The sequence below is a fragment of the Micromonospora sp. NPDC051300 genome (assembly GCF_044455315.1).
Classification (GTDB): domain Bacteria; phylum Actinomycetota; class Actinomycetes; order Mycobacteriales; family Micromonosporaceae; genus Micromonospora; species Micromonospora robiginosa.
Window position 1 is genome coordinate 88447 of record NZ_JBITEP010000011.1, and the last position, 24847, is coordinate 113293.

26 protein-coding genes and 1 pseudogene are annotated in these 24847 nt (G+C 74.4%); 11 read left to right on the forward strand and 16 right to left on the reverse strand.

The genetic code is table 11. The features are described 5' to 3' along the window. Positions 1-54 precede the first annotated feature (54 nt). The gene (locus ACIA5A_RS14875) at positions 55-837 is read right to left on the reverse strand and encodes an aldo/keto reductase (protein WP_396761454.1); all 783 of its coding nucleotides are present in this window, start codon (positions 835-837) and stop codon (positions 55-57) included. Between the two features lie 70 nt (positions 838-907). Between ACIA5A_RS14875 and ACIA5A_RS14880 the strand changes: the two genes are divergently transcribed. Then, positions 908-1942: a DNA polymerase ligase N-terminal domain-containing protein gene (locus tag ACIA5A_RS14880; RefSeq protein ID WP_396761457.1), complete on the forward strand. Its 1035-nt coding sequence runs from the start codon at positions 908-910 to the stop codon at positions 1940-1942. A gap of 10 nt (positions 1943-1952) precedes the next feature. Then, the gene (locus tag ACIA5A_RS14885; RefSeq protein ID WP_396761459.1) at positions 1953-3116 is read left to right on the forward strand and encodes a threonine synthase; all 1164 of its coding nucleotides are present in this window, start codon (positions 1953-1955) and stop codon (positions 3114-3116) included. Between the two features lie 58 nt (positions 3117-3174). Here ACIA5A_RS14885 and ACIA5A_RS14890 read toward each other — a convergent pair whose 3' ends face one another. The 3 genes from ACIA5A_RS14890 to ACIA5A_RS14900 form a co-directional block, all read right to left on the reverse strand. Then, the gene (locus ACIA5A_RS14890; RefSeq protein WP_396761463.1) at positions 3175-3567 is read right to left on the reverse strand and encodes a cupin domain-containing protein; all 393 of its coding nucleotides are present in this window, start codon (positions 3565-3567) and stop codon (positions 3175-3177) included. A 245-nt stretch (positions 3568-3812) separates the two neighbouring features. Next, the gene (locus tag ACIA5A_RS14895) at positions 3813-4217 is read right to left on the reverse strand and encodes a hypothetical protein (protein ID WP_396761466.1); all 405 of its coding nucleotides are present in this window, start codon (positions 4215-4217) and stop codon (positions 3813-3815) included. 166 nt (positions 4218-4383) lie between these two features. Beyond that, positions 4384-4842 (reverse strand): septum formation initiator, encoded by a 459-nt coding sequence (locus tag ACIA5A_RS14900; protein ID WP_396761469.1) that lies wholly within the window; start codon positions 4840-4842, stop codon positions 4384-4386. 105 nt (positions 4843-4947) lie between these two features. On the opposite strand from ACIA5A_RS14900, the gene ACIA5A_RS14905 reads away from it, so the two are divergent. The 3 genes from ACIA5A_RS14905 to ACIA5A_RS14915 all read left to right on the forward strand — a co-directional run bounded on the left by ACIA5A_RS14905 (position 4948) and on the right by ACIA5A_RS14915 (position 7902). Next, positions 4948-5640 carry a response regulator transcription factor gene (locus tag ACIA5A_RS14905; RefSeq protein WP_396761471.1) on the forward strand — a complete coding sequence of 231 codons (693 nt, stop codon included), beginning with the start codon at positions 4948-4950 and terminating at the stop codon, positions 5638-5640. Next, a complete protein-coding gene (locus ACIA5A_RS14910) occupies positions 5637-6917 on the forward strand; it encodes an ATP-binding protein (protein ID WP_396761474.1) in 1281 nt (426 codons plus the stop codon). The genes ACIA5A_RS14905 and ACIA5A_RS14910 overlap by 4 nt, the downstream gene beginning before the upstream one ends. A 262-nt stretch (positions 6918-7179) precedes the next feature. Continuing rightward, the gene (locus tag ACIA5A_RS14915) at positions 7180-7902 is read left to right on the forward strand and encodes a PepSY domain-containing protein (protein WP_396761477.1); all 723 of its coding nucleotides are present in this window, start codon (positions 7180-7182) and stop codon (positions 7900-7902) included. A 253-nt stretch (positions 7903-8155) separates the two neighbouring features. Here the strand turns inward: ACIA5A_RS14915 and ACIA5A_RS14920 are convergent, their stop codons facing one another. Beyond that, positions 8156-9493 (reverse strand): cellulose binding domain-containing protein, encoded by a 1338-nt coding sequence (locus ACIA5A_RS14920; protein WP_396761480.1) that lies wholly within the window; start codon positions 9491-9493, stop codon positions 8156-8158. 190 nt (positions 9494-9683) lie between these two features. Here ACIA5A_RS14920 and ACIA5A_RS14925 point away from each other — a divergent pair, with 190 nt between their 5' ends. Then, entirely contained in the window at positions 9684-10784 is a 1101-nt protein-coding gene (locus ACIA5A_RS14925; protein WP_396761483.1) for a hypothetical protein, read from the forward strand. A gap of 1 nt (position 10785) precedes the next feature. On the opposite strand, the gene ACIA5A_RS14930 is transcribed toward ACIA5A_RS14925, so the two are convergent. Continuing rightward, the gene (locus tag ACIA5A_RS14930) at positions 10786-11067 is read right to left on the reverse strand and encodes an iron-sulfur cluster biosynthesis family protein (protein WP_396761486.1); all 282 of its coding nucleotides are present in this window, start codon (positions 11065-11067) and stop codon (positions 10786-10788) included. Between the two features lie 246 nt (positions 11068-11313). Between ACIA5A_RS14930 and ACIA5A_RS14935 the strand changes: the two genes are divergently transcribed. Together ACIA5A_RS14935 and dacB are read left to right on the forward strand one after the other, a co-directional pair. After that, the gene (locus ACIA5A_RS14935) at positions 11314-12030 is read left to right on the forward strand and encodes an MIP/aquaporin family protein (RefSeq protein ID WP_396761489.1); all 717 of its coding nucleotides are present in this window, start codon (positions 11314-11316) and stop codon (positions 12028-12030) included. Positions 12031-12093: 63 nt separating this feature from the next. Next, entirely contained in the window at positions 12094-13677 is a 1584-nt protein-coding gene (gene dacB / locus ACIA5A_RS14940; RefSeq protein ID WP_396761491.1) for a D-alanyl-D-alanine carboxypeptidase/D-alanyl-D-alanine-endopeptidase, read from the forward strand. Between the two features lie 23 nt (positions 13678-13700). On the opposite strand, the gene ACIA5A_RS14945 is transcribed toward dacB, so the two are convergent. From ACIA5A_RS14945 to ACIA5A_RS14965, 5 genes are all read right to left on the reverse strand, one after another. After that, positions 13701-14012, reverse strand: a complete 312-nt coding sequence (locus ACIA5A_RS14945; protein WP_396761494.1) for a hypothetical protein — start codon at positions 14010-14012, stop codon at positions 13701-13703. A gap of 91 nt (positions 14013-14103) precedes the next feature. Further along, a complete protein-coding gene (locus ACIA5A_RS14950; protein WP_396761497.1) occupies positions 14104-14445 on the reverse strand; it encodes a DUF1330 domain-containing protein in 342 nt (113 codons plus the stop codon). A gap of 102 nt (positions 14446-14547) precedes the next feature. Beyond that, on the reverse strand, positions 14548-15408 hold the full coding sequence (locus ACIA5A_RS14955; RefSeq protein ID WP_396761499.1) for a hypothetical protein: 861 nt from the start codon (positions 15406-15408) through the stop codon (positions 14548-14550). A 145-nt stretch (positions 15409-15553) separates the two neighbouring features. Beyond that, entirely contained in the window at positions 15554-16786 is a 1233-nt protein-coding gene (locus ACIA5A_RS14960) for a hypothetical protein (protein ID WP_396761502.1), read from the reverse strand. 268 nt (positions 16787-17054) lie between these two features. Then, complete coding sequence (locus tag ACIA5A_RS14965) at positions 17055-17648, reverse strand: pentapeptide repeat-containing protein (protein ID WP_396761505.1); 594 nt, start codon at positions 17646-17648, stop codon at positions 17055-17057. A gap of 65 nt (positions 17649-17713) precedes the next feature. Here ACIA5A_RS14965 and ACIA5A_RS14970 point away from each other — a divergent pair, with 65 nt between their 5' ends. Beyond that, on the forward strand, positions 17714-18946 hold the full coding sequence (locus ACIA5A_RS14970) for a serine hydrolase domain-containing protein (RefSeq protein ID WP_396761508.1): 1233 nt from the start codon (positions 17714-17716) through the stop codon (positions 18944-18946). 58 nt (positions 18947-19004) lie between these two features. Next, positions 19005-19646, forward strand: a pseudogene (locus ACIA5A_RS14975) (NAD(P)-dependent oxidoreductase). On the opposite strand, the gene ACIA5A_RS14980 reads toward ACIA5A_RS14975, so the two are convergent. After that, complete coding sequence (locus ACIA5A_RS14980) at positions 19647-20111, reverse strand: PPOX class F420-dependent oxidoreductase (RefSeq protein ID WP_396761510.1); 465 nt, start codon at positions 20109-20111, stop codon at positions 19647-19649. It abuts the pseudogene before it with no gap. 31 nt (positions 20112-20142) lie between these two features. Next, positions 20143-20784, reverse strand: coding sequence for a DUF6642 family protein (locus ACIA5A_RS14985; RefSeq protein WP_278107467.1), 642 nt, complete (start codon positions 20782-20784; stop codon positions 20143-20145). A gap of 190 nt (positions 20785-20974) precedes the next feature. Between ACIA5A_RS14985 and ACIA5A_RS14990 the strand changes: the two genes are divergently transcribed. Further along, positions 20975-21751 (forward strand): D-Ala-D-Ala carboxypeptidase family metallohydrolase, encoded by a 777-nt coding sequence (locus tag ACIA5A_RS14990; protein WP_396761513.1) that lies wholly within the window; start codon positions 20975-20977, stop codon positions 21749-21751. A 91-nt stretch (positions 21752-21842) separates the two neighbouring features. On the opposite strand, the gene ACIA5A_RS14995 is transcribed toward ACIA5A_RS14990, so the two are convergent. The 3 genes from ACIA5A_RS14995 to ACIA5A_RS15005 all read right to left on the reverse strand — a co-directional run bounded on the left by ACIA5A_RS14995 (position 21843) and on the right by ACIA5A_RS15005 (position 24700). Continuing rightward, a complete protein-coding gene (locus ACIA5A_RS14995) occupies positions 21843-22433 on the reverse strand; it encodes a hypothetical protein (RefSeq protein WP_396761516.1) in 591 nt (196 codons plus the stop codon). 87 nt (positions 22434-22520) lie between these two features. Then, positions 22521-23945, reverse strand: a complete 1425-nt coding sequence (locus ACIA5A_RS15000; RefSeq protein ID WP_396761518.1) for an ATP-binding protein — start codon at positions 23943-23945, stop codon at positions 22521-22523. A gap of 86 nt (positions 23946-24031) precedes the next feature. Then, a complete protein-coding gene (locus tag ACIA5A_RS15005; RefSeq protein WP_396761778.1) occupies positions 24032-24700 on the reverse strand; it encodes a response regulator in 669 nt (222 codons plus the stop codon). Positions 24701-24847: the final 147 nt, after the last annotated feature.

The following is a 24847-nucleotide window of genomic DNA, read 5'->3' on the forward strand; positions in this document are numbered from 1 at the left end:
ACACGAGGGGGCGCGGTCCGCACCGGACCGCGCCCCCTGCCGTGGTACGCGGGGTCAGCCGCCGAGCGCGTCGATGTCGCGCATCTCCTCGGCGGTCAGCGAGAACCCGAACACGTCGGCGTTGGCCCGGATCCGCTCCGGCGTGACCGACTTCGGGATGACCACGATCTCGTGGTCGATGTGCCAGCGCAGCACCACCTGCGCGGGCGAGACGTCGTGCGCCTGGGCGATGCGGACCAGCACCGGGTCGGACAGGTCGCTGGTCTTGAACGGGCTGTAGCCCTCCAGCGCCACCCCCCGGTCCCGGTGCGCGACGTGCGTCTGCCTGTCGTACAGCGACGGGCTCCACCGGATCTGGTTGACCGCGGGCGTCTCCTCGGTGGCCTGGATCAGCTCGTCGAGTTGGGCGATCGAGTAGTTGCTCACGCCCACCGCGCGGGCCAGGTTCTCGTCCCGGGCGGCGAGCATCTCCCGCCACACCGGGATGCTGTCCCCGGGCGCGGACGGCGGCCAGTGCACCAGCCAGAGGTCGACGTGGTCGGTGCCCAGCGCCTCCAGGCTGGCCTCGATGGTCTCCCGCTCCCGGCCCACCCGGTCCGCCGGAAGCTTCGTGGTGAGGAAGATGTCCTCCCGGCGCAGCCCGCTCTCGGCGACCGCCCGCCCGACCTCCTTCTCGTTGCCGTACATCGTGGCGGTGTCCAGGTGGCGGTAGCCGGCGTCCAGCGCGGCGAGCACGGCCTGGTAGCCGTCCTCACCGGTGGCCTGCCACGTGCCGAAGCCGAGCAGCGGGATCCGGACGTCGCCGGTGAGCGGCAGGGTGGGCTGGTCGAGGTCCATGCCGACGGTTCTACCCCTGATCGCCGCCGCCATGCCGGCGCGCGGGCCGGGCGTGGCGGAGAATACGGCTGTGGCGGACCGGCTGGAGGACTACCGGCGCAAGCGGGACGCGGCGCGTACCCCGGAACCGGTGCCCGACCGGTCGCCGCGCCGCGGGCGCCCGACGGGGCGCGCGCCCCGCTTCGTCATCCAGCAGCACCACGCCCGGAGCCTGCACTGGGACCTGCGGCTGGAGCACGACGGCGTGCTGGCCTCGTGGGCGGTGCCGCGCGGCCTGCCCCGCGACCCGGGCCGCAACCACCTCGCCGTGCACACCGAGGACCACCCGATGGAATACCTGACGTTCGCCGGTGAGATCCCGGCCGGGGAGTACGGCGGCGGGCGGATGACCGTCCACGACAGCGGCACCTACCGCGCGGAGAAGTGGCGCGACGACGAGGTGATCGTGGTGCTGGACGGCGAGCGCACGAAGGGCCGGTACGTCCTGTTCGCCACCGGCGGCCAGGGCCGGGACTGGATGGTCCGCCGCACCGACCCGGCGCCGCCCGGCTGGACAGCGATGCCCGAGCTGGTCCGCCCGATGCGCGCCACCGAGGGACGCCGGCTGCCGCGCGACGCCGACGCCTGGGGGTACGAGCCGCGCTGGGCGGGTGTGCGGGCGATGGCGTACGTCTCCGGCGGCCGGCTGCGGCTGCTCGACGGCGACGACGCGGACGTCACCGGCGCGTACCCCTGGTCGCGGGCGATGGCCGAGGCGCTGGCCCCCACCGAGGCGGTGCTGGACGGCGTGCTGGTGCGGATCGACCCGGCCGGACGGCTGCACCCGCCGACCCGGCGCGACGGCCAGTTCCTCGCCGTCGACCTGCTCTGGCTGGAGGGCGTGTCCAGCCTCGACGTGCCGTACGCGCAACGCCGCGACCTGCTCGACGGTCTGGCGCTGGCCGGTCCGCACTGGCAGACTCCGCCCTGGTTCCCGGGAGTCGGCGCGGACGCCCTGCGGGCCGCCCGTGAGCAGGGGCTCCCGGGAGTGGTGGCGAAGCGCCTCGACTCGGAATACGAACCGGGCCGGCGCAGCCGGCACTGGCTGAGCATCGACGCGAGCTGAGGACCACACCGTGCACCTGACGCACCTGGAGTGCCCGCGCTGCGGCCTGGACCACCCGGCCGACAAGCCGCAGAACCTGTGCGGGTGCGGTTCCCCGCTGCTGGCCCGCTACGACCTGGCCATGGTGGCCGCCACGGTCACCCCGGAGCAGTTCGGGCTGCGCCCGGCCGACCTGTGGCGCTACCGGGAGCTGCTGCCGGTGGCCGATCCCCGGTTCGTGACCACGCTGGGCGAGGGCTGGACGCCGCTGTGGCACGCCCGGGCGTACGGCCACGAGATCGGGGTGGACGAGCTGATCGTCAAGGACGAGGGGCTGACGCCTACCGGGTCGTTCAAGGCGCGGGGCGCGACGGTCGGCGTGAGCCGGGCCCGGGAGCTGGGCGTCGAGCGGATCGCCATGCCCACCAACGGCAACGCCGGCGCGGCCTGGGCCACCTACGCGGCTCGCGCCCGGATGGGCGCGACGATCGCCATGCCGCTGGCCGCGCCGACCATCTGCCGGCAGGAGTGCCTCGCCGCCGGGGCGGACCTGCGGCTGATCGACGGCCTGATCGGCGACGCCGGCCGGGAGATCGCCGCGCTTGTCGCCGCCTCGGACGGGCAGGTCTTCGACGCCGGCACGCTGCGCGAGCCCTACCGGCTGGAGGGCAAGAAGACGATGGGCTACGAGATCGTCGAGCAGCTCGGCTGGCAGGTGCCCGACGTGATCATCTATCCGACCGGCGGCGGTGTCGGGTTGATCGGCATCCACAAGGCACTGCACGAGCTGCGCGAGCTGGGCTGGGTGGAGGACCGGCTGCCCCGGCTGGTGGCGGTGCAGTCGACCGGCTGCGCGCCGATCGTGCGCGCGTTCGCCGCCGGCGAGGCGCGGGCCACCCCGTGGGCGGACGCGCACACTGTCGCGTTCGGCATCACCGTGCCCGCGCCGCTCGGCGACGAGCTGATCCTGACCGCGCTGCGGGAGAGTTCCGGCACCGCGATCGCGGTGGACGACGCGGAGATCGTCGCCGACCTGCGCGACTTCGCCGCCCGGGAGGGGCTGCTGCTCTGCCCGGAGGGCGCGGCCTGCCTGACCGCGGCCCGGCACCTGCGCGCCGGTGGCTGGATCCGGCCCGGCGAGCGGGTCGTCGTGCTCAACACCGGCGCCGGCATCAAGTACCCCGGCCTGGTGTAAGGAGGGGCCCCTTCTTAACGTCTCCGGTAGAGGAGGGGCCCCCTTCTAACACTCGCGCTCAGGACGTGGGCGGCTCGTCCTCGCCGGCCTCCTCGGCGGCGTCCGCCTCCTCCTTCGTCTTGTGCACCGCGCCGTCGGCGTGCTCCGGCGGGCCGTAGACGGTGTAGAGCACCAGCGGGTTCGGCCCGGTGTTGACGAAGTTGTGCTTCGTGCCGGACGGCACGACCACCAGGTCGCCGGCGACGACCTCCTTCTTGTCGCCCGCCACCCGCGCCTCGCCGGTGCCGCTGACGAACGTGAGGATCTGGTCGATGCCCTCGTGCACCTCCTCGCCGATCTCGCCGCCCGGCGGGATGGTCATGATGACCAGCTGGGTGTGCTCCCCGGTCCAGAGCACGCGGCGGAAGTCGGGACTCTTCTCGGCGACGGTCGCGATCGTGAAATGCTCCATGGCCCGCTCATACCCCGTCGGCCCGCCCGCCACGCCGGGAGTGGCAGATGGTGGAATTCCCCACCGCCACCGGGTTTGACCGCGCCGAGAAGGGGCATCTGCAGCCGACAAGACCGGTGCGGGACTGGCCGGTCGAGCCAGGTCCCCGCTGACGTACCGCCGTACGGCTGCGCCGGTGGGAGACGGCCAGAGCGCGGCGACGTGACGACCTCCGGGTCGTGCGGCGCCGTGCGCTCGTTTGTCGGTCAGGCGAGCACGGCCAGGTGGAACGGGCGGTCGACGTGCCCGCTGGCGGCGTGCGTCTCGACGAAGACGGCGTTGGCGATCCCGGCGCGGGGCGCCACCGTGACGACACCCTGCTGCGCGAGCCCACCGCCGCCGGCCGGGCCCACCGTCCCGACGTACGCGGCGCGGGCCACGTCCTGGTCGAAGGCGACCTGGTACATCCCGGCGGCGAGCCGGGTGGACGAGGTGGCGCCGAGGCCACGGACCAGGGTGCCGTTCGCGGCGACCACGGCGAACAGCACGCGGGCGGTCGTCGGCAGTCCGGCCGGCGAGTACGAGTTGATCTCGGTGTCGACGCGCGCCGCCTCGTGCGCGCTCGGGGCGGGCTGGCCGGTCGTTCCCCTCCTCGGCCTGGGACTGGGCATGGTGATCCTCTCTCCCACCGGTACGCCGGCAGGAGGCGTTCGTGGTGCGTCCCGGCGATCAGCGGCGATCACTCTGCTGCTTCGACGTTATGACGCCCCGCCGCCCGCCAACCAGCGCCAGCACTGTCCGATCAAGGACAGTAGACGTCTCTGAGCTGGGAAAACGTCAGTCCTTGACGTCCTTGACCGGCACCGCGTCGCGGCAGCGCAGCCGAAGCTCGTACTCCTGGTCGTCGCCGACGAACCGCACCTCGACGTGGTCGTCGGGCCCCAGGTCCGCGTGCTTGGTCCGATATCCGGGCGTGGGCGACGACGTCACCACGCGGACGCCGCCGGGACCGCACTCCGCGATCACGCTGCCGCCGGGCGTCGTGAAGCCACGCCGGGCGCCGGTCGGTGTCGCCGACCCCGTGCCGGCCGGCGTCGCGGTGGCGCTCGCCGCCGCGCCGCTCGGCCCCGCCTCGGGTACGGCGAGCGCCCGGGCCACGTCCTGCTCGGTGCGCACCCCGCCGGCCGTGCCGGCGATGTCCGCGCCGACCAGGTCGACGGCGGCCAGCCCGACGAGCGTCGCGGCGGCGGTCGTGGCCAGCCAACCGCTGACGGCGAGGAGGGTACGGCGGTCCATGGCACCGAGTCTGCCCCGCGACCGGGTTGGGCGGGGCGTAGGGCGCCGCTAAGGTCCGGTTAAGGGGCCCGGCCGACCGCCCGGGCAGGGGCTATCGTGCCTTGCGTGGCGCGCCTGCTGCTCATCGAGGACGACCTGGCCATCCGCACCCCGCTGCTGCGGGCCCTCCGGGAGTACGGGCACGCCGTCGCGGCCGCGTCCACCGCCCTGGACGGGCTGCGCGACGCGCTGGACGACCGACCCGACCTGGTCGTCCTCGACCTCGGACTGCCCGATCTGGACGGCGGTGAGCTGCTGCGGATGCTGCGCGCGGTCAGCACGGTGCCGGTCGTGGTGGCGACCGCCCGCGACGACGAGGTCGAGATCGTCCGACTGCTCGACGCGGGCGCCGACGACTACCTGGTGAAGCCGTTCACCGCCGCGCAACTGGACGCGCGGGTCCGCGCCGTGCTGCGCCGCTCGGCCACCGGCGGCGCGACGGAGACGGCGCTCGTGGTCGGCGGCCTGCGGATCGACCCGCGGGCGCGTCAGGTCACCCTGGACGGGGTGCCGGTGGAGCTGACCCCGCGCGAGTTCGACCTGCTGCACCACCTCGCCGGCCGTCCCGGGCAGGTGGTCACCAAGCGGGAGCTGCTGACCGAGGTGTGGCGGATCCCGTACGGCGGGGCCGACAAGACGGTCGACGTGCACCTGTCCTGGCTGCGCCGCAAGCTCGGCGAGAACGCCCAGGCGCCGCGCTACCTGCACACCGTGCGCGGGGTCGGGGTGCGGCTGGACGCCCCGGGGCCCCAGCGGTGAGGGGGCGACTGACCCTCCTCGTCGCGGCCGTCGGCGTCCTGGTCATGGTCGCGTTCCTGGTGCCGCTGGCCGGGCTGGTGCGTACCGTGGCCGCCGACCGCGCGACCGCCCGGGCCACCGCCGACGTGCAGCGCCTGGTGGCGGTGGTCGGCACGGCCGGTTCGGAGACCGTCCGGCTGACCGTGGACCAGTTCGCCACCGACACCGGCCGCGAGGTGAGCGTCTTCCTGGCCGACGGGACGGTGCTCGGCGCGCCGGCCCCGCGTACCCCGGCGGTCACCCTGGCCGCCCGGGGGCAGAGCCTGACCGTCGAGTCCGCCGCCGGCCGGGAGGTGGTGGTCGCGGTGCAGGGGCGGCCGGAGGGCATCGGCGTGATCCGTACCGTGGTCCCGCCGGCCGAGTTGAGCGCCGGCGTGACCCGCGCCTGGCTGGTGCTGGCGCTGCTCGGCGCGCTCCTCGTGGTGGTGGGCCTCGTGGTCGCCGACCGGCTGGCCGGCACGCTGGTGCGGCCGATCTCGGCCCTGTCGGCCGTCTCCCACCGGCTGGCCAACGCCGAGTTGGACGCCCGCGTCGAGCCGGCCGGCCCGGCCGAGCTGCGGGAGGTGGCGGGCGCGTTGAACCACCTCGCCGCGCGGATCCAGGTCCTGTTGCGTGAGGAACGCGAGCAGGTGGCCGACCTGTCGCACCGGCTGCGTACCCCGCTGACCGTGCTCCGGCTGGAGGCCGAGTCGCTGCGCGACCCGGACGACGCCGCCCGCCTGACCGCCGCCGTGGACGGCCTGGAGCGGGCGGTCACCGGCGTGATCCGGCAGGCCCGGTGGCGCAGTACGGCCGCCGGGGGGCACTGCGACGCCGCCGAGGTGGTCGGCGAGCGGGTGACGTTCTGGTCGGTGCTCGCGGAGGACACCGGCCGGACCGTGACCCTCGACCTCGCACCCGGCCCGCTCCCGGTCCGGCTCGGCGGCGACGAGCTGGCCGCCGCCGTGGACGCCTTGCTGGGCAACGTCTTCGCCCACACGCCGGACGGCACCCCGTTCACCGTGCGGTTGGCGGCGGAGCCGGGTGAGGTGGCGCTGACCGTGGCCGACGAGGGTCCGGGGCTGCCACCCAGGCCGCCACGGCGGGGCGTCAGCCGGGCCGGGTCGACCGGGCTGGGCCTGGACATCGCCGAGCGGGCCGCCGGCGCGGGCGGTGGCCGCCTGGAGTTGTCGACCGGGGCGAGCGGCGGGGCCCGGGTGGTGCTCCGGCTCGCCGTCGCGCCGCCCGCGACCGCCTGACCCACCTCATCGCGGCCAGACCGGGGCCCGGCGCGCGCGACCGTGTCCACTGCCCCTGACACCCACAGCGTTCCACCCACCAGCCCGCCGGCACCCGACTGGAACGCCATGGGTGTCAACGGCGCCCCGACACACCCACAGCGTTCCACCCATGGGGAGGGGTGGCTCGGGCCGCCTTAACCCGGCGTTGTCCCTCGGCTAGCGCGGCGTTGGCCGTCCGGCGCGCATCGTCGTGGACAGGAACCGAGGAGAGGTGACGATGATGCGACGTACTTCCCTGATGCTGGCGGCGGCCGGTGGCGTGGCCGTGTTGGCGGTGACCGGCGCGGCGCTCGGTGTGGCCGCGGCGGACCGGTCGAGCGGGCGTTCCGCCCCGGCCGCCGTGACCGTGGAGGACCACCCGGCCCGGGCCGGTGGCGACGACCCGGCCGGCACGACGTCCGGCGAGGACAACCCGGCCCGGTCGGCGAACAGGGGCGACGACAACCCGGCCCGATCGGCGAACGGGCGCGAGGACACCCCCGCCCGGCACGCGACGGCCGACGACGCCACGGCTCCGGCGACCATTGGCGGCGAGGACAGCCCGGGTCGACAGGGGCGCGACGACGACACCGTAGCCGCCCCGGCGGCGGACCGGGCGGTGAGCCGGCAGCGGGCCGCCGAGGTGGCGCTGGCGCGGATCGGAGGCGGCCGGGTCAGCGAGATCGAGGCGGAGACCGAGCACGGCCGTCCGGCGTGGAGCGTCAAGGTGGTCCGCGACGGCTGGCGGCACGAGGTCAAGGTCGACCGGGGCACCGGCGCGGTGCTGGAGGTCGAGCGGCAGCGCGCCGGCACGGACGACCGTGGCGGGCGCGACGACAGCGGCCGGGACGACCGCGCGGGGAGCGACGACCGGGGCGGGGACGACCACGGCCGGGACGACGACCACGGCACGCACGACCGTGGCGACGACCACGGCGGCGGCCGGCACGGCGACGACGACTGACCGCAAGCGCCCGGGCGACTCGGTCGACCACGGACGCCGCGACGACCGGTGCCGCGAGGACCGAGCGGAAGCCCACCGGCACCGCGACGCGAGGACCGAGCGGAAGCCCACCGGCACCGCGACGACCGGTGCCGGGAGGACCGAGCGCGAGCCCACCAGCGCCGCCAGGACCGAGCGGGAGCCGAGAGACGCCACGCTCGGGAGGACCAGGCCGGGGGCCGGGTGCGGGACGTATCCGCACCCGGCCCCCGGTTCACCGCAGGGTGCAGCGCACCTCCGCGGGTGGCTGGTTGTCGCCGGAGACGACCAGACCCCAACTGGTGACGCCGCCGGCCGCCAGCGCGCCGTTCCAGGCCGCGTTCGTGGCCGTCACCCGCGTGCCGGACTGGGCGGCGGTGGCGTTCCAGGCGTTCACCAGCCGCTGCCCGCCGGCGAAGCCGACCTGGCTGCTCCAGCCGGTGGCGGCGGACGTACCGGTGTTGCGGACCGTCACCTCGGCCTGGAAGCCGCCCGCCCACGCGCCGGTGACCGTCCAGGTCGCCGCGCAGCCCGCGCCGGACGGCGGGGTGCCGGTGGGGGTCGGCGAGACGGTGGGGCTGGGCGAGACAGTAGGGCTGGGCGAGACCGTCGGGCTGGGCGAGCCGGTCGGGCCGTCCGACGTGGTGTAGGTGACCGGTGTGTACGCGGCAGAGCAGGTGCCGCCGCACGAGGCGGGCAGCGCGAACCGGTACACCCGGCCGCCGTTGACGAGCGCGCCGGTCACGTCCCGCACCCGGATCGAGAAGTCGGTGCCGCCCGCGGTGGTGGCGCCCAGGATGTACGACTGGCCCATGTCGCTGTTCATGGTGGCGGCCCGCCACACCCCGTCGGCCAGGTACTCCACGCCGTGGATGCCGTTGGCCAGGTGGGAGACCGCGATGGCCGGCCAGTAGCGTTGCGCGCCCCGCAGGAACGCGATCCGGATGTCCCCGGAGTAGTTCGGCGCGGGCACGAACGACCAGGAGACCTGCCGGTTGTTCCAGTGGTTCGGATAGAGGTCACCGACCCCGACGCCGCCGCGCGCGAACCGGTTCAACGACGCGGTGGACAGGTCCAGGTGGTTGCGGTCGTCCCGGCACCAGGCGTTGCCGTCGCCGCAGGAGTCGGCGACCACCATGGTCAGCGTAGCGCCGTTGTAGCCGTCGGCGACCCAGGACCCGTTGCGGCAGAAGGGTTGCCCCGGCGCGCCGTCGTTGGTGCCGGTGCACCTGTCGCCGATGGTCACCCGGACGAACCGGCCGCAGTTGAGGCCGTTGTTCCAGAGGCCGACCTTGTTCGCCTCGGCCGGCGGCAACGGGCGGACCGGATAGGACGTGTAGTCGCCGGGGAGGTCGTAGACGTTCAGCGCGACGAAGTCCGGCGCGTCCAGTTCGGACTGGGGCAGTCCGCAGCCCCCGTACGGGGAGCCGAGGCCGTCGAAGTGGGTGGCGTTGCCGGTCACCGGCGCGGGTGGGTCGTCGACCGCGAGCGCGGGGAGTTGACCGGCGACGAGCAGCGCGGCCGCGCCGGCGACCAGGGCGGCGACGAGCTGGAGGCGGGGGTGCGGGGTCATGGTTCGGCCTTCCGGGCGGGCCGGCCCGGGGCACGGGTCGGCTCAGGGGGGTGGTCATGGTTGCCCGTCCATGCCCGGCGGTGCCCGCGGAGACCATGCCACCACCGCGGCGCGCGCCTGTCAATCGCGTCTCCGGCCGATCGGGCCGACGCGATGGTGACGCAGAGCAATCGAGTCGCTACATTGAAGTATGGTGCCCGCACCCGGCGGCCGGCCGCCGGAACCGGTCTACCGTCCCGTGCTGGCCGCGCGCCGGGGCGAGCTGGACGCCCTGACCCACCTCGACGACACGGCCGCCGGTCTGCTCGCGCCGATCCTCGACGTCACCTCGGACGATCCGGGCACGCCGGAGGCGCTCGGGCGGCTCCCCGCCGGCATCCTGCCCGCCGTCGACGCGTCCGCGCTGCCGGACGAGCCGGACCACGATCCGGTCCGCTGGGGCGTACCGCTGGTGCCGGTGATCGGGCTCTCGGAGAGTGACAGGCGGCTGGCGGCGCACGGCGCGGCGGCGCGGGCCTGGGCGGGCCGGGCGGTGGTCCGGCTGCGGACCGGCCCGGACCGCGCCGGGCCGGACGCCACCGCCGCGGTGGAGCGGGTGTGGCGGTCGACCGGATTGCTGCCGGAGCAGTGTGACCTGCTGCTGGACGCGGGGGACGTGTGCTGCCCGGCGGACGTCCGACTGGTCGAGCCACGGGTGCGGCGCGCGGCCCAGTGGGCGCGGCGGCACGCCTGGCGGTCGGTGACCGTGGCGGCGGGCGGGATGCCGCCCGCGCTGTCCCGGCTGCCCACCGACGAGCCGGTCCGTCTGGATCGCTTCGACTGGCTGCTCTGGCAGCGCCTGGCCGATCTGCGGCTGGGCTACGGGGACTACGGGGTGGGTTGCGCGGTGCGTGACGCGGACGCGCCGGGCGACCGGCTGCCGACGCTGCGCTGGGCGGCGGGCGGGGCGTGGTGGGTCTACCGCTGGGCCCGGCGGGGCGGACGGGGCGACGATCGTTTCGCCGACCTGTGCCGCACGCTGGTGTCCGCGCCGCACTGGCCGGCGGCCGGGGCGGGCTTCTCGTGGGGCGACCACGAGGTGCTACGTCGGGCACGGCGGGGCGCGGGCGCCGGCTCGGAGTCACTGTGGATGGCCTGGAGCACCTCGCACCACCTGGCGGAGGTGCTGGCCACGCTGACCCGGCCGGACCGCGAGCAGCGCGGCGGCTCCTGGCGGGCCGACCAGGACGCCCCGGAGTGGGGGCGCGCCGGCCGGCCGCAGCGCGGCGGGGAGTCCCGCCGCGCCGGCTGAGTCACTCCTTCTCGGTGAAGCCGAACTGGACCACGCCCTCGTCGTCGACGACCGCGTCGACCGAGGTGTCGGTGAGCAGTTCGGCGGCGTCGGAGTCCAGGAAGATCCGCGCCCCCTCGGTGTCCACCACCTGGTCACCCTGCACGGGCTCGGGCACCAGTTCGATGGAGAGCGAACCGGCCTCGGTGTCGGCGGCGATCCGCAGCCCGCCGGCCTCGGCGAGGTCCTCCTGGGCGGCAAGGTCACGGATCACCAGCACGGCGTTGTCGGTCATGGTCAGCATGGCGGAACTCCTCATGGCTGGGGTGCGGAAGGTCGCGGGCGCCTCGGCCCGCGCGGTCGGCTCACGACCGGCGGAAGCGGACGAAACAGTGTTCGCCGCGCGGGAGCGGGGCGGTCGGACGGCCCCTCCCCACCCACCGTGCCCGCTGCCGGTGAATCCGTCAAATAGAGCCGGGTGATCGGCTACCACCGGGTTGAACAGGCGTTTTCCCCTCCGGCACGCCCGCCGGCTCTCTAGTCTCGGGGTATGGACGACAGGCGCAGGTACGTCGCCGAGTTCCTCGGCTCGCTGCTGCTGATCTTCTTCGGCGTGGGCAGCGCCGTCTTCGCCCGTGTCCAGGGTGGTGTGGTGGTGGTCGCCCTGGCCTTCGGGTTCACCATGCTGGCCCTGGTCTACACGATGGGGCCGCTCTCCGGCAGCCACATCAACCCGGCGGTGACGTTGGGCGTGCTGCTCTCCGGGAAGATCTCCCCGCTGGGCGCGGTGGCGTACTGGATCGCGCAGTTCGCCGGCGCCACCGTCGCCGCATTCGTGATCTGGGCGCTCACCCGCTGGGGTGACGTGGTCGACCAGACCGGGGCGCTGGGCACCAACGGTTACGGCGCGCACATCAACCTGGGCGGTGCGGCCGTGCTGGAGACGGTGCTGACGTTCCTCTTCGTCCTGGTGGTGCTGGTGGTGACCGGCCGCGGCGAGCACGCCGCGTTCGCCGGGGTGCCGATCGGCCTGGCCCTGGCCGGGGCGCACCTGGTCGGCCTGACCCTGGACGGGACCTCGGTGAACCCGGCGCGGTCGTTCGGCCCGGCCCTGTTCGAGGGCGGCTCCGCGCTGCGCCAGCTCTGGGTGTTCATCGTCTTCCCGCTGCTGGGCGGCGCGCTCGCCGCGCTCGTCGCGCCGCTGATCCTGCGGCCCGGCGCGGGCGGGCGGGGACCTGCGGAACGGGTGGCCACCCCGCGGCCCTGAGCCTGACGAAAACTTTCGCTCCGGGATCTATCCCGCAGGAAAGCTCCATGGCAGCATCGTCGCATGCATCGTCGTCTCTTTCCTCGGGCCCTCGCGGCGCTGGTGCTGGTCGCCACCGCGGCCACCGCCGGCGCCCCGAACGCCACGGCCGAAGCGCCCACCCCGGCGCAGACCCGGCTGCACGCGACAATCGACGCGGTACTCGCCGACAGCCGGCTCGACGGTGCGCAGGCGGGCGTGGTCGTGGTGGACACCGCCACCGGCCGCACGCTCTACGACCGCAACGGCAACCGGCGGCTCGTCCCCGCCTCCAACACCAAACTGCTCACCTCGACCGCGGCGATGGAACTGCTCGGCCCGGGGCACCGCTTCACCACCGACGTCAGCGCCGGCGGGCCGCGCCGCGCCGGGCTGCTCTCCGGCGACCTCTACCTGCGGGGCGGCGGTGACCCGACGATGCTCGCGGCGGACTACGACCGGCTCGCCGCGCAGGTCGCCGACGCCGGCGTACGGGTGGTGACCGGCAACCTGGTCGCCGACGACACCCGCTACGACCGCAGCCGGCTCGGTCCGGACTGGACCTGGGACGACGAGCCCTACTACTACGCGGCGCAGGTGTCCGCGCTGACCGTCGCGCCGGACACCGACTACGACGCCGGCACCGTGATCGTCGACGTGGCGCCGGGCGCACGGGCCGGCACCCGGCCGAAGGTCTCGATGACGCCCGACAACGGCTGGCTGCGCATCGACAACCGGGCCGAGACGGTCGCCGGCGGTGAGACGAGCATCTCGATCGAGCGGGAGCACGGCGGCAACACCGTCGTGGTGACCGGCCAGATCGCCGCCGGTCAGGGCGCCGAGAGCGACTGGGTGACGGTCTGGGAACCGACCGGGTACGCCGCCGACGTCTTCCGGTCCGCCCTGCGCCGGCACGGCGTACGCGTCCTGGGCCGGACCGTGCTCGGCACCGCCACCCCGGACAGCGCCCGCCCGCTGGCCCGGCACGACTCGATGCCGCTCGCCGACCTGATGGTGCCGTTCCTCAAGCTCTCCAACAACGGGCACGCCGAGGTGCTCACCAAGGAGCTGGGTCGGGTGCTCTCCGGCTCCGGCACCTGGTCCGCCGGCCTGACCGCGATCGGCGAGTACGTCGGCGACGCCGGGATGGACACCGGCACGCTGCGCCAGCGCGACGGCTCCGGCCTGTCCCGCCGCAACCTGATCCCGCCCGCCCAGTTCGTCACGCTGCTCTCGGCGGTCCGCGCCGAACCCTGGTTCGACAGCTGGTACGCGGCCCTGCCGGCGGCCGGCAACGCCGACCGCTTCGTCGGCGGGACGCTGCGCAGCCGGATGGCCGGCACCGCCGCCGCGAACAACGTGCACGCCAAGACCGGCAGCCTGACCGGGGTCTCCGGCCTCTCCGGCTACGTCACCGACGCCGACGGTCGGCTGCTGGCCTTCTCGATCGTCCTCAACAACTACCTGACCTCGTCGGTCAAGGGGCTGGAGGACCAGATCGCGATCGCGCTGGCGTCGTACTCCGAGAAGGAGACCGCGACGGCCCGGCGGACGGTGCCGGCGGCGCCGGACTCGCCGCGCGTGCCGGAGGGTCGGGAGTGCTCCTGGGTCAAGCCGGTCCGCTGCTGAGAAGGTCCGTGCCGGCCCGGCGTTCAGGCGCCGGGCCGGTACGGGCGCGGGGCGGCGGTCGGGTCGCCCCGCTCGACCAGCGCGTCGATCTCGGCCGGTGGCAGCCCGCGCAGGGTGAGCACCCGCCGCCCCCAGCGGTGCAGCCGGCACGGGTGCGGGCTGGCGTCGTTGCGGCAGATGGTCCCGCCCGACCAGGTCCGTGGCGCGTGCACCACCACCGCCCGCACCGCGAACTGGACGTCCTCGACCGTCACGTACGGCGGCAGCGGGATGTCCCGCAGCACACCGCCGTCGGCGGGCTGACGGGCGAGGGTCACGGATGCGGGGTGGTTCATCGGGTCGAACCTCCACAGGGGATGGTCGGGCGGGACATCGGAAACGTACGACGCCCGCCCCGGCCCGCGACGGACAAACTGTCCCGGCGACTCAGTCGAGCGACGCCCGCATCCGGGCGGCGGTACGCGTGGCGTCGTAGTCCGGGCCGACCCCGTCCAGGATGATCGTGTCGCCCTCGATGTTGCGCGTCCGCAACGGCAGGATCTCCTGGTAGGCCGGGGACGCGTACCAGGCGCGGGCCCGCTCGACGTCCGGGAACTCGACGATGACCACGGTGCCCGGCCACTGTCCCTCCAGGACCTCGGGCTCGGCCCCGTGCACCCGGAACCGCCCGCCGAACGGCGCGAACGTCGACTGGACCTTCTCGATGTACTCCAGGATCTCCTCGTTGAGCCCCGTGGGACGCAGGCTGGCGAGCGCGAAAGCGGGCATGGTGTCCTCCCCGGTGGGCGGCGCCGGTGGGCCGGCGCGGCAGGTGCCACCGATTCTGCGCGGGCGGGCCGCACCGGGTCGATTACCCGGGAGGTAACGGCGTCAGCGCAGCGCGACGGCCTGGAGGCTGACGTTGCCGCACTGCCCGAGGGACTCCTCGACGGTCCAGCTCAGCAACAGCTTCACGCCGCGTGGCGCCCGGAACCGCACGGTGAAGTCGGCGGTCAACGCGGTGTGCGGGTCCTCCATCCGGATCGTGCTGGCCGGGCCGTCGGCCACCCGCACGTCGAGCCGGCCGCGGGCCATCCAGAGCCCGGCGTAGAGGTGCACCGTGCGCGGCTGGCCGTTGCCGGCCACCGTCAGGCGGAAACCGTTGCCGCGGTCGCAGGTGTAGACGCCGGACATGGTGCCACTGGCCGAGGCCACCGGGGCGCCGTCACGCCAGGCGTACTCCTCGGGGTTGTTGCTGTAGCTCTCCCGCTCGCCCCGGCCGCCCTCGTCCCGGATCTCGCCGGAGCCGCCGCGCTTGCGAACGGTGTGGTCGGCGCCGAGCAGGCCCCACTGGACCCAGTCGACGGTGCCCACGGCGGTGAGGTCGACAGTGGCGGGCACCTCGGCGCGACTGACCGCCACGGTCGGTGGCGCCACCGTGGACGGCGAGGGACTGGGCGACGGGGGACGCTGGCGGGGACGCAGCCCGGGGGTGGCGACCGCGCCGTCGCCCTCGCTCGGCAGCCCGACCCGGCCGGTCGGCGCCACCGGCAGCACCGCGCTCTCCTCGCGGGGCGTGTCGTGCCGCTCGGTGCCGAGGTAGGCCACCACCGCCGCCAGGCAGAGGAACGCGGCCAGGCCCTCCAGCAGCATCCGCCGCCGCCGACGCAGCCGGCGCAGCCCGGACCGGGTGTGCGGGCGGCCCTCCCGGTGCGAGCCGGGGCCGGTTCGCGAACGGTCCTCCTCGGCCACCACACCTCCGCTTCGTGTCACGCTGCGCCGCCGGGAGCGGCCGGAGCGCGACGGGCTTCACGGTGTCACCGGCCGGTCGTTTGCGCCATATGTGAGCCGACGGGCGTTTCCAGTTCGTTACCAAGCGGTAGTCACGCGCGGTCGGTCAGCTTACCGTGATCGCCTCCAGCGACACCCCGTCGTTCTGCCCGCCGGTCACCGTCAGCGCCCGCCAACTGATCAGCAGCCGCTGGTCGCGCGGCGTCCGGAAGTGGATGACGTACTGGTAGAAGCGGTCGCCACGGGCGAGGGCCACCTCCCGCACGGCGGGGTCGCCGCCGCCGGAGAGCGAGACGTCGAGCCGGGCCCCGGCCGAGAACGCGCCGACGAACAACCGGACGGTCCGCAGGTCACCGCTGCCGGCGACGGCGAGCCGGAAGGACTTCCCGGCGCCGCGCTGGAAGACGCCCGCCCGGGTGCCCGCCTCGCGGGCCGTCGGGGTGCCGTCGGTCCAGGTCAGCCCGGACACCCCGGCGTTGTGTTCCAGCCGCGCGCCGCCCGGGTCCTGGATCTCCCCGGTGCCGCTCTGCTTGCGCTGGACGCTGTCCGCGCCGGTGCCGCCCCAGTGCCGCCAGTCCCGCGTGCCGAGCAGGGTGAGCGACACCGCCGCCGGCACCTGTTGCTGGTCCACCCCGAGCAGCGGACCGCCGGGCAACGCCGGCTCGCCGGTGACCGGCACGACCGTGGGCGGCGCCGCGGTCGGCGCCGGCGTCGGATCCGTGGGCGCGGCCGCCGGCACGCCGGGCCGGCGTTGGGGTGCGGCCGGCGGCCGGGCGGAGTATGCCAGCGCCGCCACCGCCACGGTCACCGCCGCGACGGCCAGCACCACCCGCCGGCGTCTCCGCCGGGCCCGGGCCACGCCGACCCGGGTGGCCGGGCTCTCCGCGGCCGACCCGGCCGTCGCCCCGCCGTCGCCGCCCACCCGGATGTACGCCGTGCGCAGCCCGGCCGTCCCCGCGCGCAGCCGGGCCGCGAGCGCGGTGGCCGGCGCGACGAGCCGCGCGCCGAGGCTCTCCGCAGCGGTATGGCGGCCGGGCGCGATGGGCGTCGCTCCCCCGCTCCCCTGCGACGGGACGTCCGAGGCCCGCATCCGACCCGAGGGCCAGGAGCCGTCCAGGTCGGGTCGCGCCGGCGCCGGTACGGCCGCTCCGAGCCCGGTCGGAGCGGGTCCGACGAGCGGCACCCGCTCGAACCCGGGCCCGGCCGGGGCGGGATCCGCATCCCCGGGCAGGCGGCGCGGGCTGGCGGGTGGCGGCGACTCGGCGGCCGGCCGGTCCGGTACGGCGGGCAGCCAGCCGCCGACCCGGATCCCCGACTGCGTGATGTCGTCCTCAGCCAATGCCCCTCCCCCGGCCGCAGACGCGGGCGGCCGTCATCGCGGCTCGCCGCAGGGCAGGATGACACATGCTTCGATCATCGAGAAGCCGTCGAAGCGCACCAATTTTCCGCCCGGCCGGTTCGGGCGTGTCGCGCCGGAAAAAACGGTGCATGTAAACCGTTATACCTGAGCGTCATAATTATGACTCAGAAATATAACGCTCTAAATTCGTTCCTTTCGCGGCGGCGTCACCGAGTGTGATGAACGCCCAGCCGGTGGGCGAGGTGGGTCAGCCGACCTGGAAACCGAGCGCCTGCGCCAGCGTCACGGCCTGCGCCACGCCGACCCGCGCGCCGGACCGTGCGACCTCCGCCGGGTCGAGCGTGGACAGGTCGCTGCCGCGCAGGTCGGCGCGGGTCAGGTTGGCGCCGCGCCACTGGACGCCGGACAGGTCGACGCCGGTGAGCACCGCGCCGGTCAGGTCGACCCCGGTCAGGTCGGCCTCGCGCATTCGGGCGTCGGTGATCCGCGCCCCGCGCAGGTCGGCCCCGGACAGGGCGACGAAGGACCAGTCGCCGCCGTCGACCCGCAGCGGGCGCAGGTCGCACCGGTCGAAGCTGCTGCCGACCAGCTTGCAGCCGGTGAACTCGGCCTCGAAGAGGTTGCACCGGGTGAACGTGCAGCGGGTGAACGCCGAGTCGGTGTGCCGGGAGGCGTTGAACGCCACGTTGCCGAAGACGCACTCGGTGAAGGTCGCGCCCCGGCTGACCGCCTCGGTGAGGTCGACCTGGAAGAACTCGCAGCGCACGAAGTGCCTGTCGACCAGCTCTTCGGCGTACCAGTCCTGGTCGCGGTAGGTGACGTCCTCGGCGGGCTCCGGCATGCCGCCGAGACTACGTGGCCGGCGGACACTTCCGGCTCGCCGTACCGGCGGGTAGGTTCGCCGGGGTGAGCGTCGCAGTGAGCACCGACCCCGGCCGCCTCGGCTTCGATCCCGCCCGACTGGCGCGGATCGACGAGCACTTCGCCCGTTACGTCGACGACGGCCGGCTCGCCGGCTGGCAGGTGGTCGTCACCCGCCGGGGCGAGATCGCCCACTCCGCCACCTACGGGCAGCGCGACCGGGAGGCCGGCCTGCCGGTCGAGACGGACACGCTCTGGCGCATCTACTCGATGACCAAGCCGATCACCTCGGTCGCCGCGATGATGCTGTGGGAGGAGGGCCGGTTCGAGCTGACCGACCCGGTCAGCCGCTGGCTGCCGGAGTTCGCCGACGTCCGGGTCTACGACCGGGGCTCGGTGCTCAAGCCGTACACCGTGCCGGCGACCGAACCGATCCGCGTCTGGCACCTGCTCACCCACACCGCCGGCCTGACGTACGGCTTCGCCCAGGTCTCGGTGGTCGACGGCCTCTACCGGGCGGCCGGCTTCGACCTGGGGGTGCCGCCGGGCACCGACCTGGCCGCGGCCTCGGCCGGCCTGGCCCGACTGCCGCTGCTGTTCCAGCCCGGGACGAGCTGGAACTACGGCGTCTCCACCGACGTGCTGGGCCGCCTGGTCGAGGTGATCTCCGGGCAGTCGCTCGCCGCGTTCTTCACCGAGCGGATCCTGCGTCCGCTGGGCATGACCGACACCCGCTGGTGGGCGGACCCGACCGACGCCAAGCGGCTGGCCGCGCTCTACGCCCCGCACCCGGCGACCGGCCAGGCGGTCCGCGCCGACTCGATCGGCCGGGCCGCGCTGGCGGAGCCGAGCTGGCACTCCGGCGGCGGCGGGCTGGTCTCCACCGCCGCCGACTACCACCGCTTCACCCAGTTCCTGCTGCGCGGCGGCGAGCTGGACGGGGTACGCCTGCTCGGCCCGCGCACGCTGCGCTTCATGACCCGCAACCACCTGCCCGGCGGCCGGGACCTCGCCTCGTTCTCCCCGGAGGGGTTCAGCGAGACCGTCCTCGACGGGATCGGCTTCGGGCTGGGCTTCGCCGTGGTGCTGGACCCGGTGCCGTCGCGGGTGCCCAGCAGCGTGGGCGAGTTCTACTGGGGCGGCATGGCCAGCACCGCGTTCTGGGTGGACCCGGTGGAGGAGGTCACCGCGCTGCTGTTCACGCAGCTCATGCCGTCGAGCACCTACCCGCTGCGCAGCCAGTTGCGCCAGCTCGTCTACTCGGCGCTCGTCGACTGAGGGGCCGGTTCCGGCGGAACGGCACCCGCCCGGTGGCCCGCTGCCTAGCCTGTGAGGCATGAGCGACATCGTCGTGTTCGGCGCCGGCGGGACAGCCGGCTCCCGGATCGCCGCCGAGGCCGTCGAGCGGGGGCACCGGGTCACCGCGGCGGTACGCCGCCCGGAGGCGGTCGGCTAACTGCCGCCCGGCGTACGCACGGTGACCGGTGACGCGACCTCGGCGCGGAGTGTCCGCGAGCTGGCCGGGGACGCGGACGTGCTGGTGGTGGCGATCGGCGGTGGCGAGCGCGACCTGTGGCGCGACGCCGCCCGGACGATCGTCGACACGCTCCGGGAGCTGCCCGACCCGCCCCGGGTGATCCACGTCGGCGGCGGGTCGACGCTGCTCACCCCGAACGGCACCCGGTTCCTGGACGAGCCGGACTTCCCGGCCGAATACCGGGACTCGGCGCAGGGGCAGGCCGCCGCCCTGGAGTTCTACCGCTCCTCGGCCGACGGGGTGACCTGGACGTACGTCTCGCCACCGCCGCTGGAGTTCCACCCCGGCGAGCGGACCGGGCACTACCGCACCGGCACCGACCACCCGGTGACGGACGCGCAGGGCCGGTCGGTGCTCACCTACGAGGACCTGGCGGTGGCGATCGTCGACGAGATCGAGAACCCGAGGTTCGGCAACGCCCGGTTCACCGCCGCGTACTGATCAGTCGGCGAGCCGGGCCGGGAACCCGCCGGTGGCGATCGGTCCCCACGACTCGACGGTGACCCGGATCAGCGACTTGCCCTGCGCGACCATCGCCGACCGGTACTCGTCCCAGTCCGGGTGCTCACCGGAGATGCTGCGGAAGTAGTCGACGAGCGGCTCCAGCGCCTCGGGCAGGTCGAGCACCTCGGCCACGCCGTCGACCTGCACCCACGGCCCGTTCCAGTCGTCGGAGAGCACGCACGCCGAGACCCGGGGGTCGCGGCGGATGTTCGTCACCTTGGCCCGCTCCGGGTAGGTGGAGATGACCAGCCGGCCCTCGGCGTCGACCCCGCAGGAGACCGGGGAGGACTGTGGGCGGCCGTCGGCACGCGTCGTCATCAGCTCGACGCGGTGCCGGGGGCGGAGGAACTCGGTCAGGGCGTCCCGGTCGACCCGGGTGTTGCGCGCGATGCTGCGTGGCATCCCTCGGTTCTACCAGGCTCGGGGGCGGTTCTCAGCGCGGGCGGGCGGCGGCCCGGCGCGGGGAGACCTGCTCGGGCACGCGGGGGCGCGCGGTGGGCCGCCAGGCGCGGCCGTTGGCGTAGATCACCCGGAAACCGAGGTACGCGGCGAGCGGCGCCCAGTGCGCCGAGCCCATCCGCAGCTCGGCCGCGTTGTGCCGCTGCCCGTTGGCCAGCACGTCGAGCAGCACGGTCTCGAACGCGGCCGACTCGACCCAGTCGACGTCACGGGTGAACCCGCAGATCAGCGCCGCGCCGGTCACGTCGAGGAACTCGCGGAGCGTGGCGTCGGAGGCGCGCAGCACGGAGCAACTGCCGAAGTAGAGGCGACGCCCCTCGCCGCGACCGGCCATCCGCTCGGCCACGTCGGACAGCTCGACCGAGTCCCAGTCGGTGAGGCAGAGCCGGCTCGGCTCGCCGTGCATGGCGAAGAAGCCGACCCGGTGGTCCGCGTACTGCTTGAGCAGCCAGCGGTCGAGGAAGTAGAACAGCTCGTCGCGGGTGGCGGCGTCCTTGTGGATGTAGCGGATCCGGCCCAGTCGTTCGAGCAGGTCGAGCGTGGGCAGGACGGAGCCGCGCTCGTTGAGGTCGCGGTGCCACTGCCCCTCGACGCAGAACACGCCGCCACGTGCCAACGCCCCACCTCCCCGTCGGACCGGGTCCGGAGCAGACGTTACCGCGCCCCTCCGACCATGACCGAATGTGAGAACAATTTCCGCTAATCACCACGAAGACCCCGGCCGGCTGTCACGGTGAGAAGGACGGGACGTACCGGTCTTTCCACCCGTCCCGCCCCAGATCCGCTCTCTCATCGGGAGGACTCCTGTGCGCGTCAACACCCTGAAGCGGGCGGCCGTCGCGTTCGCGCTGGCCCTGCCCGGGGCTTCCGTGGCAACCGCCGTCGCCGCGCCACCGGCCCACGCCGACGGCTGCTACACCTGGGCCCGGACGCTCGCCACCGGCAGCTCGGGCACCGACGTCCGGCAACTCCAGATCCGGGTGGCCGGCTGGGCCGGATACGGCGGCATCGTACGGGTCGACGGAGAGTACGGACCGGAGACGGCCGCCGCGGTCCGGCGCTTCCAGGCCGCGTACGGGCTGCGCGCCGACGGGGTCGCCGGCCCGCAGACGTTCGCCAAGATCTACGCCCTCCAGGACGACGACTGCACCCCGAAGCACTTCAGCTACGCCGAGCTGGACAACGGCTGCGGCAAGGGCGGGTGGAGCGGGGGCCCGCTCTCGTCGTCCGCCACCCGGGAGAACGCCCTGCGCGCCATGTGGAAGCTGGAGGCGCTGCGGCGCAGCCTCGGCGACAAGCCGCTCTACGTCACCAGCGGCTTCCGCAGCATCGCCTGCAACCGGCAGGTCGGCGGCGCGTCGGACAGCCAGCACCTGTACGGCGACGCGGCCGATCTGACCTCACGGAGCCGGACCCTCTGCGAGATCGCCCGGTCGGCCCGGGACCAGGGCTTCAGCGGCATCTACGGCCCCGGCTACCCGGACCACGGCGACCACGTGCACGTGGACTCGCGCCGGGAGAACAACAAGGACAAGTCACCCAACGTCACCGACTGGTCCGCCCCGAACTGCGGGGTCAACTGAGGTAGCCGGCGGACGGCGGCCCGACGCGGGGGTGGGGGCTCCCCGCGCCGGGCCGTCGTCCCGGGTCCGGCCCGAACGACCAGGGCCGGGGTCAGCTCGCCCGGGGCCAGCGCGGCCGGGCGACGGGGGCCGGCGGTGTGCTCGACCCGGAGCCGCGCGTCGGCCGGCCGACGCCGGGGCGGACCGGCGGCGCGGCGACCCGCGGGGACGGGCCGCGCGGCACCTGGCCGGGTGCGAGCCGGGCGGCCGGGGCCGCGGCGCCCGGCCGGGCCGCCTGACCCGCGCCCGGCCGGGCAGTCTGGGCCGCCGCCGCCGCCGGCCGGCCGGCCTGCCCGGCACCCGGGCGGGCGCCCGGGGTCGGGCCCGAACGGGCGGCCGAGGGGCCGGTCAGCACGAACGGGAACGGTACGTGCACGAACGGGTTGCCGTGCCGGACCAGCGCGTCGATCTGGCGCTCGTTCAGCCCGTGTGTCTCCAGCACCTTGCGTCCCCAGCGGTGCAGCCGGCAGGGGAACGCCGCCCCGTCGTTGCGGCACTTCGGCCCCGCGGGCCACTCCTCGGCGGCGTGCACCACCACCGCCCGGACCGCGAGGCGGACGTCCTCGGGGGTCAACGTCGCCGGCACCGGCACGTCGCCCAGGATCTGGTCGATGGGATCCCTCGACTGCTCACCAACTCGCACGGCAGGCCTCCCGCAGCTCGGCAGCGGTGCGGCGGACCGGCCGCACCACATCCTCGCCCACTGGTACGGCCGGACACCGGCAGCAGTTCAATCCCGCCACGCGGTGAGCAGATCCTCCGGTCCGAGCACGCTCACCCCGTCGACCGCACGGCCGCTGCGCACCACGGCGACGACCGGGGTGTGTTCGTCGGCTCCGGGCAGTTGAGCGCGGTGGTGGAGCAGCCGGCCCAGGTCGTGCGCGTCGAACGAGCCGTGCTCCAGCCATTTGACCGAACCCACGAAGGTGATCCGCTTGGCCACCGGCCCTCGGTCGCCGCCGACGAGGTCGATCTCGGGATCGTTGGTACGCGTCCAGAAGCCGCTCACCACCGCCGTGTCGGCCGGCAGGTGCCCGGACGGCAGCCGGCGCAACGACTCCCGGATCACCGGTTCGACCGCACGCCCCCGCCAGGAGGTCCACGAGGAGTCGATTCGACCCAACGTCAGGTCTCCCCGGCCACGCTCGATCTCCGGCAGGTAGGGCCCGAGGAAGGCGAGCCAGAAGCGGAGGTGGGGATCGGCGACGACGTAGCGGGTCTCACGGGAGGGGCGGGTGGACAGCGGGAGGGTAGCCTCGACGATCCGCTTGTCGGTGAGCAGCCGGAGCGCGCGATGCAGCGACCCCTGCGGAATACCGCCCGCGGCCCGGGCGATCGACGAGAAGGTGCGTTCCCCGGCTCCGATGGCGCGGAGCACCGTGTCCGGCTGTGACTGCGGGGGAAATTCGGCGGCGAGGGCCCGCTCTCCGCTGACGAGCAGCGCCGAAGTGGGGTCCCTGACCGCACGGGAGAGATAGTCGCGCAGCCCGTCGCCGGGCGCCCAGTCGTCGACCACCAGCGGCAGACCGCCGGTGACCAGGTAGGCGTCGATGGCGTCGGCAGGAGTCAGGTCGAGCATCTCGCCCACGTCGGCCGGGCTGAGCGGCGGAACCACCATCTCCGTGGCGCGCTGGTGGAAGGGTCGCCCGTAGTCGTTCAGCGCCTCCATCATCGCCAGGTCGGACCCGACGCAGATCACCAGGACCGGCCTGCGGGACAACTCCCGATCGAAGACCTTCTGCAGGGTCCCCTCGAAGCCGGGGTCGGTGGCGATCAGGTAGGGCATCTCGTCGATCACGACGACGCTCGGTCGGTCGGTCGGCAACGCGGCGGCCAGCAACGTGAGCGCGGCGTCCCAGGTGGCCGGCGCCTGTCCGGTGAACAGCCCGGCGCCCGGGAGCGTCGAGCCCGTCACGGCCGACACGAACAGCGCCAGATCGGCGGCGGCGGTCGGCTGCGCCGAGGCGGTGAAGAACAGGTGGGGCACGTCCGCGCGCTCGACGAACTCCTCCACCAGTCGCGACTTGCCGACCCGGCGGCGGCCACGCATGAGCAGCGCCCGCCCGGGACGCCCGGCCCGGCCGCCGCGTGCCACGCGGTCGAGCATCCCGTCGAGCTGGGCCAGCTCACGGGTTCTGCCGACGAATCCGTCCATACGATCACCACGCGGCTCTCATCTCGAATACTCTCATTACTGATACTATCAAAAATGAGAGCTTTAGCGTCCGAGAACCGTGGCGTTCAGGCCAGGTCGGCGTCCTGCACCAGCAGCGCCACCTGCACGCGGTTGTTCAGGTCCAGCTTGGTGAGCAGCCGCGACACGTACGCCTTCACCGTGGCCACGCTCATGAACAGCTCGGCGGAGATCTCCGCGTTGGTCCGCCCCCGGCCCAGCAGCAGCGCGACCTCCCGCTCCCGCTCGGACAGCCCGGCGAGCAGCCGTACCGCCCGCTGGCGTTTCGGGTCCGGCCCGGGCGACGGCGCGGCGGTCACGTGGGCGATCAGCTTGCGGGTCACCGCCGGTGACAGGGTCGCCTCCCCGGCCGCGACCCGGCGTACCGCCGCCACGATCTCGGCCGGCGGGGTGTCCTTGAGCAGGAAGCCGCTCGCCCCGGCGCGCAGCGCGCGCAGCACCTGCTCGTCGGCGTCGAAGGTGGTCAGCACCAGCACCTCGGGCGGGTCCGCCGCCGCCCGCAGCGCCTCGGTGGCGGCGAGCCCGTCCACCCGGGGCATCCGGATGTCCATCAGCACCACGTCCGGGGCGTGCGCGGCGACCGCGGCGGGCACCTCCGCCCCGTCGGCGGCCTCACCCACCACGGTCAGGTCGGGCACCCCGCCGAGGATCATCGACAGCGCGCCCCGGACCAGGGGGTCGTCGTCCACGATCAGCACCCGCACCGTCCCACTCATGCCGTGCTGGCCGGGCATGCGCTCACGGCCCTCGCTCCGCTCGGTGCGTTCGCTCATGCCGTGCTGGCCGGGCATGCGCTCACGGCCCTCGCTCCGCTCGGTGCGTTCGCTCATGCCGTGCTGGCCGGGCATGCGCTCACGGCCCTC

Coding starts and splice junctions, on each gene's coding strand:
- ACIA5A_RS14875 (WP_396761454.1), bottom strand. CDS start 837: ATGGACCTCGACCAGCCCACCCTGCCGCTCACCGGCGACGTCCGGATC.
- ACIA5A_RS14980 (WP_396761510.1), bottom strand. CDS start 20,111: ATGCCACGCAGCATCGCGCGCAACACCCGGGTCGACCGGGACGCCCTG.
- ACIA5A_RS14920 (WP_396761480.1), bottom strand. CDS start 9,493: ATGACCCCGCACCCCCGCCTCCAGCTCGTCGCCGCCCTGGTCGCCGGC.
- ACIA5A_RS14900 (WP_396761469.1), bottom strand. CDS start 4,842: ATGGACCGCCGTACCCTCCTCGCCGTCAGCGGTTGGCTGGCCACGACC.
- ACIA5A_RS14945 (WP_396761494.1), bottom strand. CDS start 14,012: ATGAACCACCCCGCATCCGTGACCCTCGCCCGTCAGCCCGCCGACGGC.
- ACIA5A_RS15005 (WP_396761778.1), bottom strand. CDS start 24,700: ATGAGTGGGACGGTGCGGGTGCTGATCGTGGACGACGACCCCCTGGTC.
- ACIA5A_RS14890 (WP_396761463.1), bottom strand. CDS start 3,567: ATGGAGCATTTCACGATCGCGACCGTCGCCGAGAAGAGTCCCGACTTC.
- ACIA5A_RS14925 (WP_396761483.1), top strand. CDS start 9,684: ATGGTGCCCGCACCCGGCGGCCGGCCGCCGGAACCGGTCTACCGTCCC.
- ACIA5A_RS14965 (WP_396761505.1), bottom strand. CDS start 17,648: ATGCCGGAGCCCGCCGAGGACGTCACCTACCGCGACCAGGACTGGTAC.
- ACIA5A_RS14895 (WP_396761466.1), bottom strand. CDS start 4,217: ATGCCCAGTCCCAGGCCGAGGAGGGGAACGACCGGCCAGCCCGCCCCG.
- ACIA5A_RS14930 (WP_396761486.1), bottom strand. CDS start 11,067: ATGCTGACCATGACCGACAACGCCGTGCTGGTGATCCGTGACCTTGCC.
- ACIA5A_RS14935 (WP_396761489.1), top strand. CDS start 11,314: ATGGACGACAGGCGCAGGTACGTCGCCGAGTTCCTCGGCTCGCTGCTG.
- dacB (WP_396761491.1), top strand. CDS start 12,094: ATGCATCGTCGTCTCTTTCCTCGGGCCCTCGCGGCGCTGGTGCTGGTC.
- ACIA5A_RS14915 (WP_396761477.1), top strand. CDS start 7,180: ATGCGACGTACTTCCCTGATGCTGGCGGCGGCCGGTGGCGTGGCCGTG.
- ACIA5A_RS15000 (WP_396761518.1), bottom strand. CDS start 23,945: ATGGACGGATTCGTCGGCAGAACCCGTGAGCTGGCCCAGCTCGACGGG.
- ACIA5A_RS14950 (WP_396761497.1), bottom strand. CDS start 14,445: ATGCCCGCTTTCGCGCTCGCCAGCCTGCGTCCCACGGGGCTCAACGAG.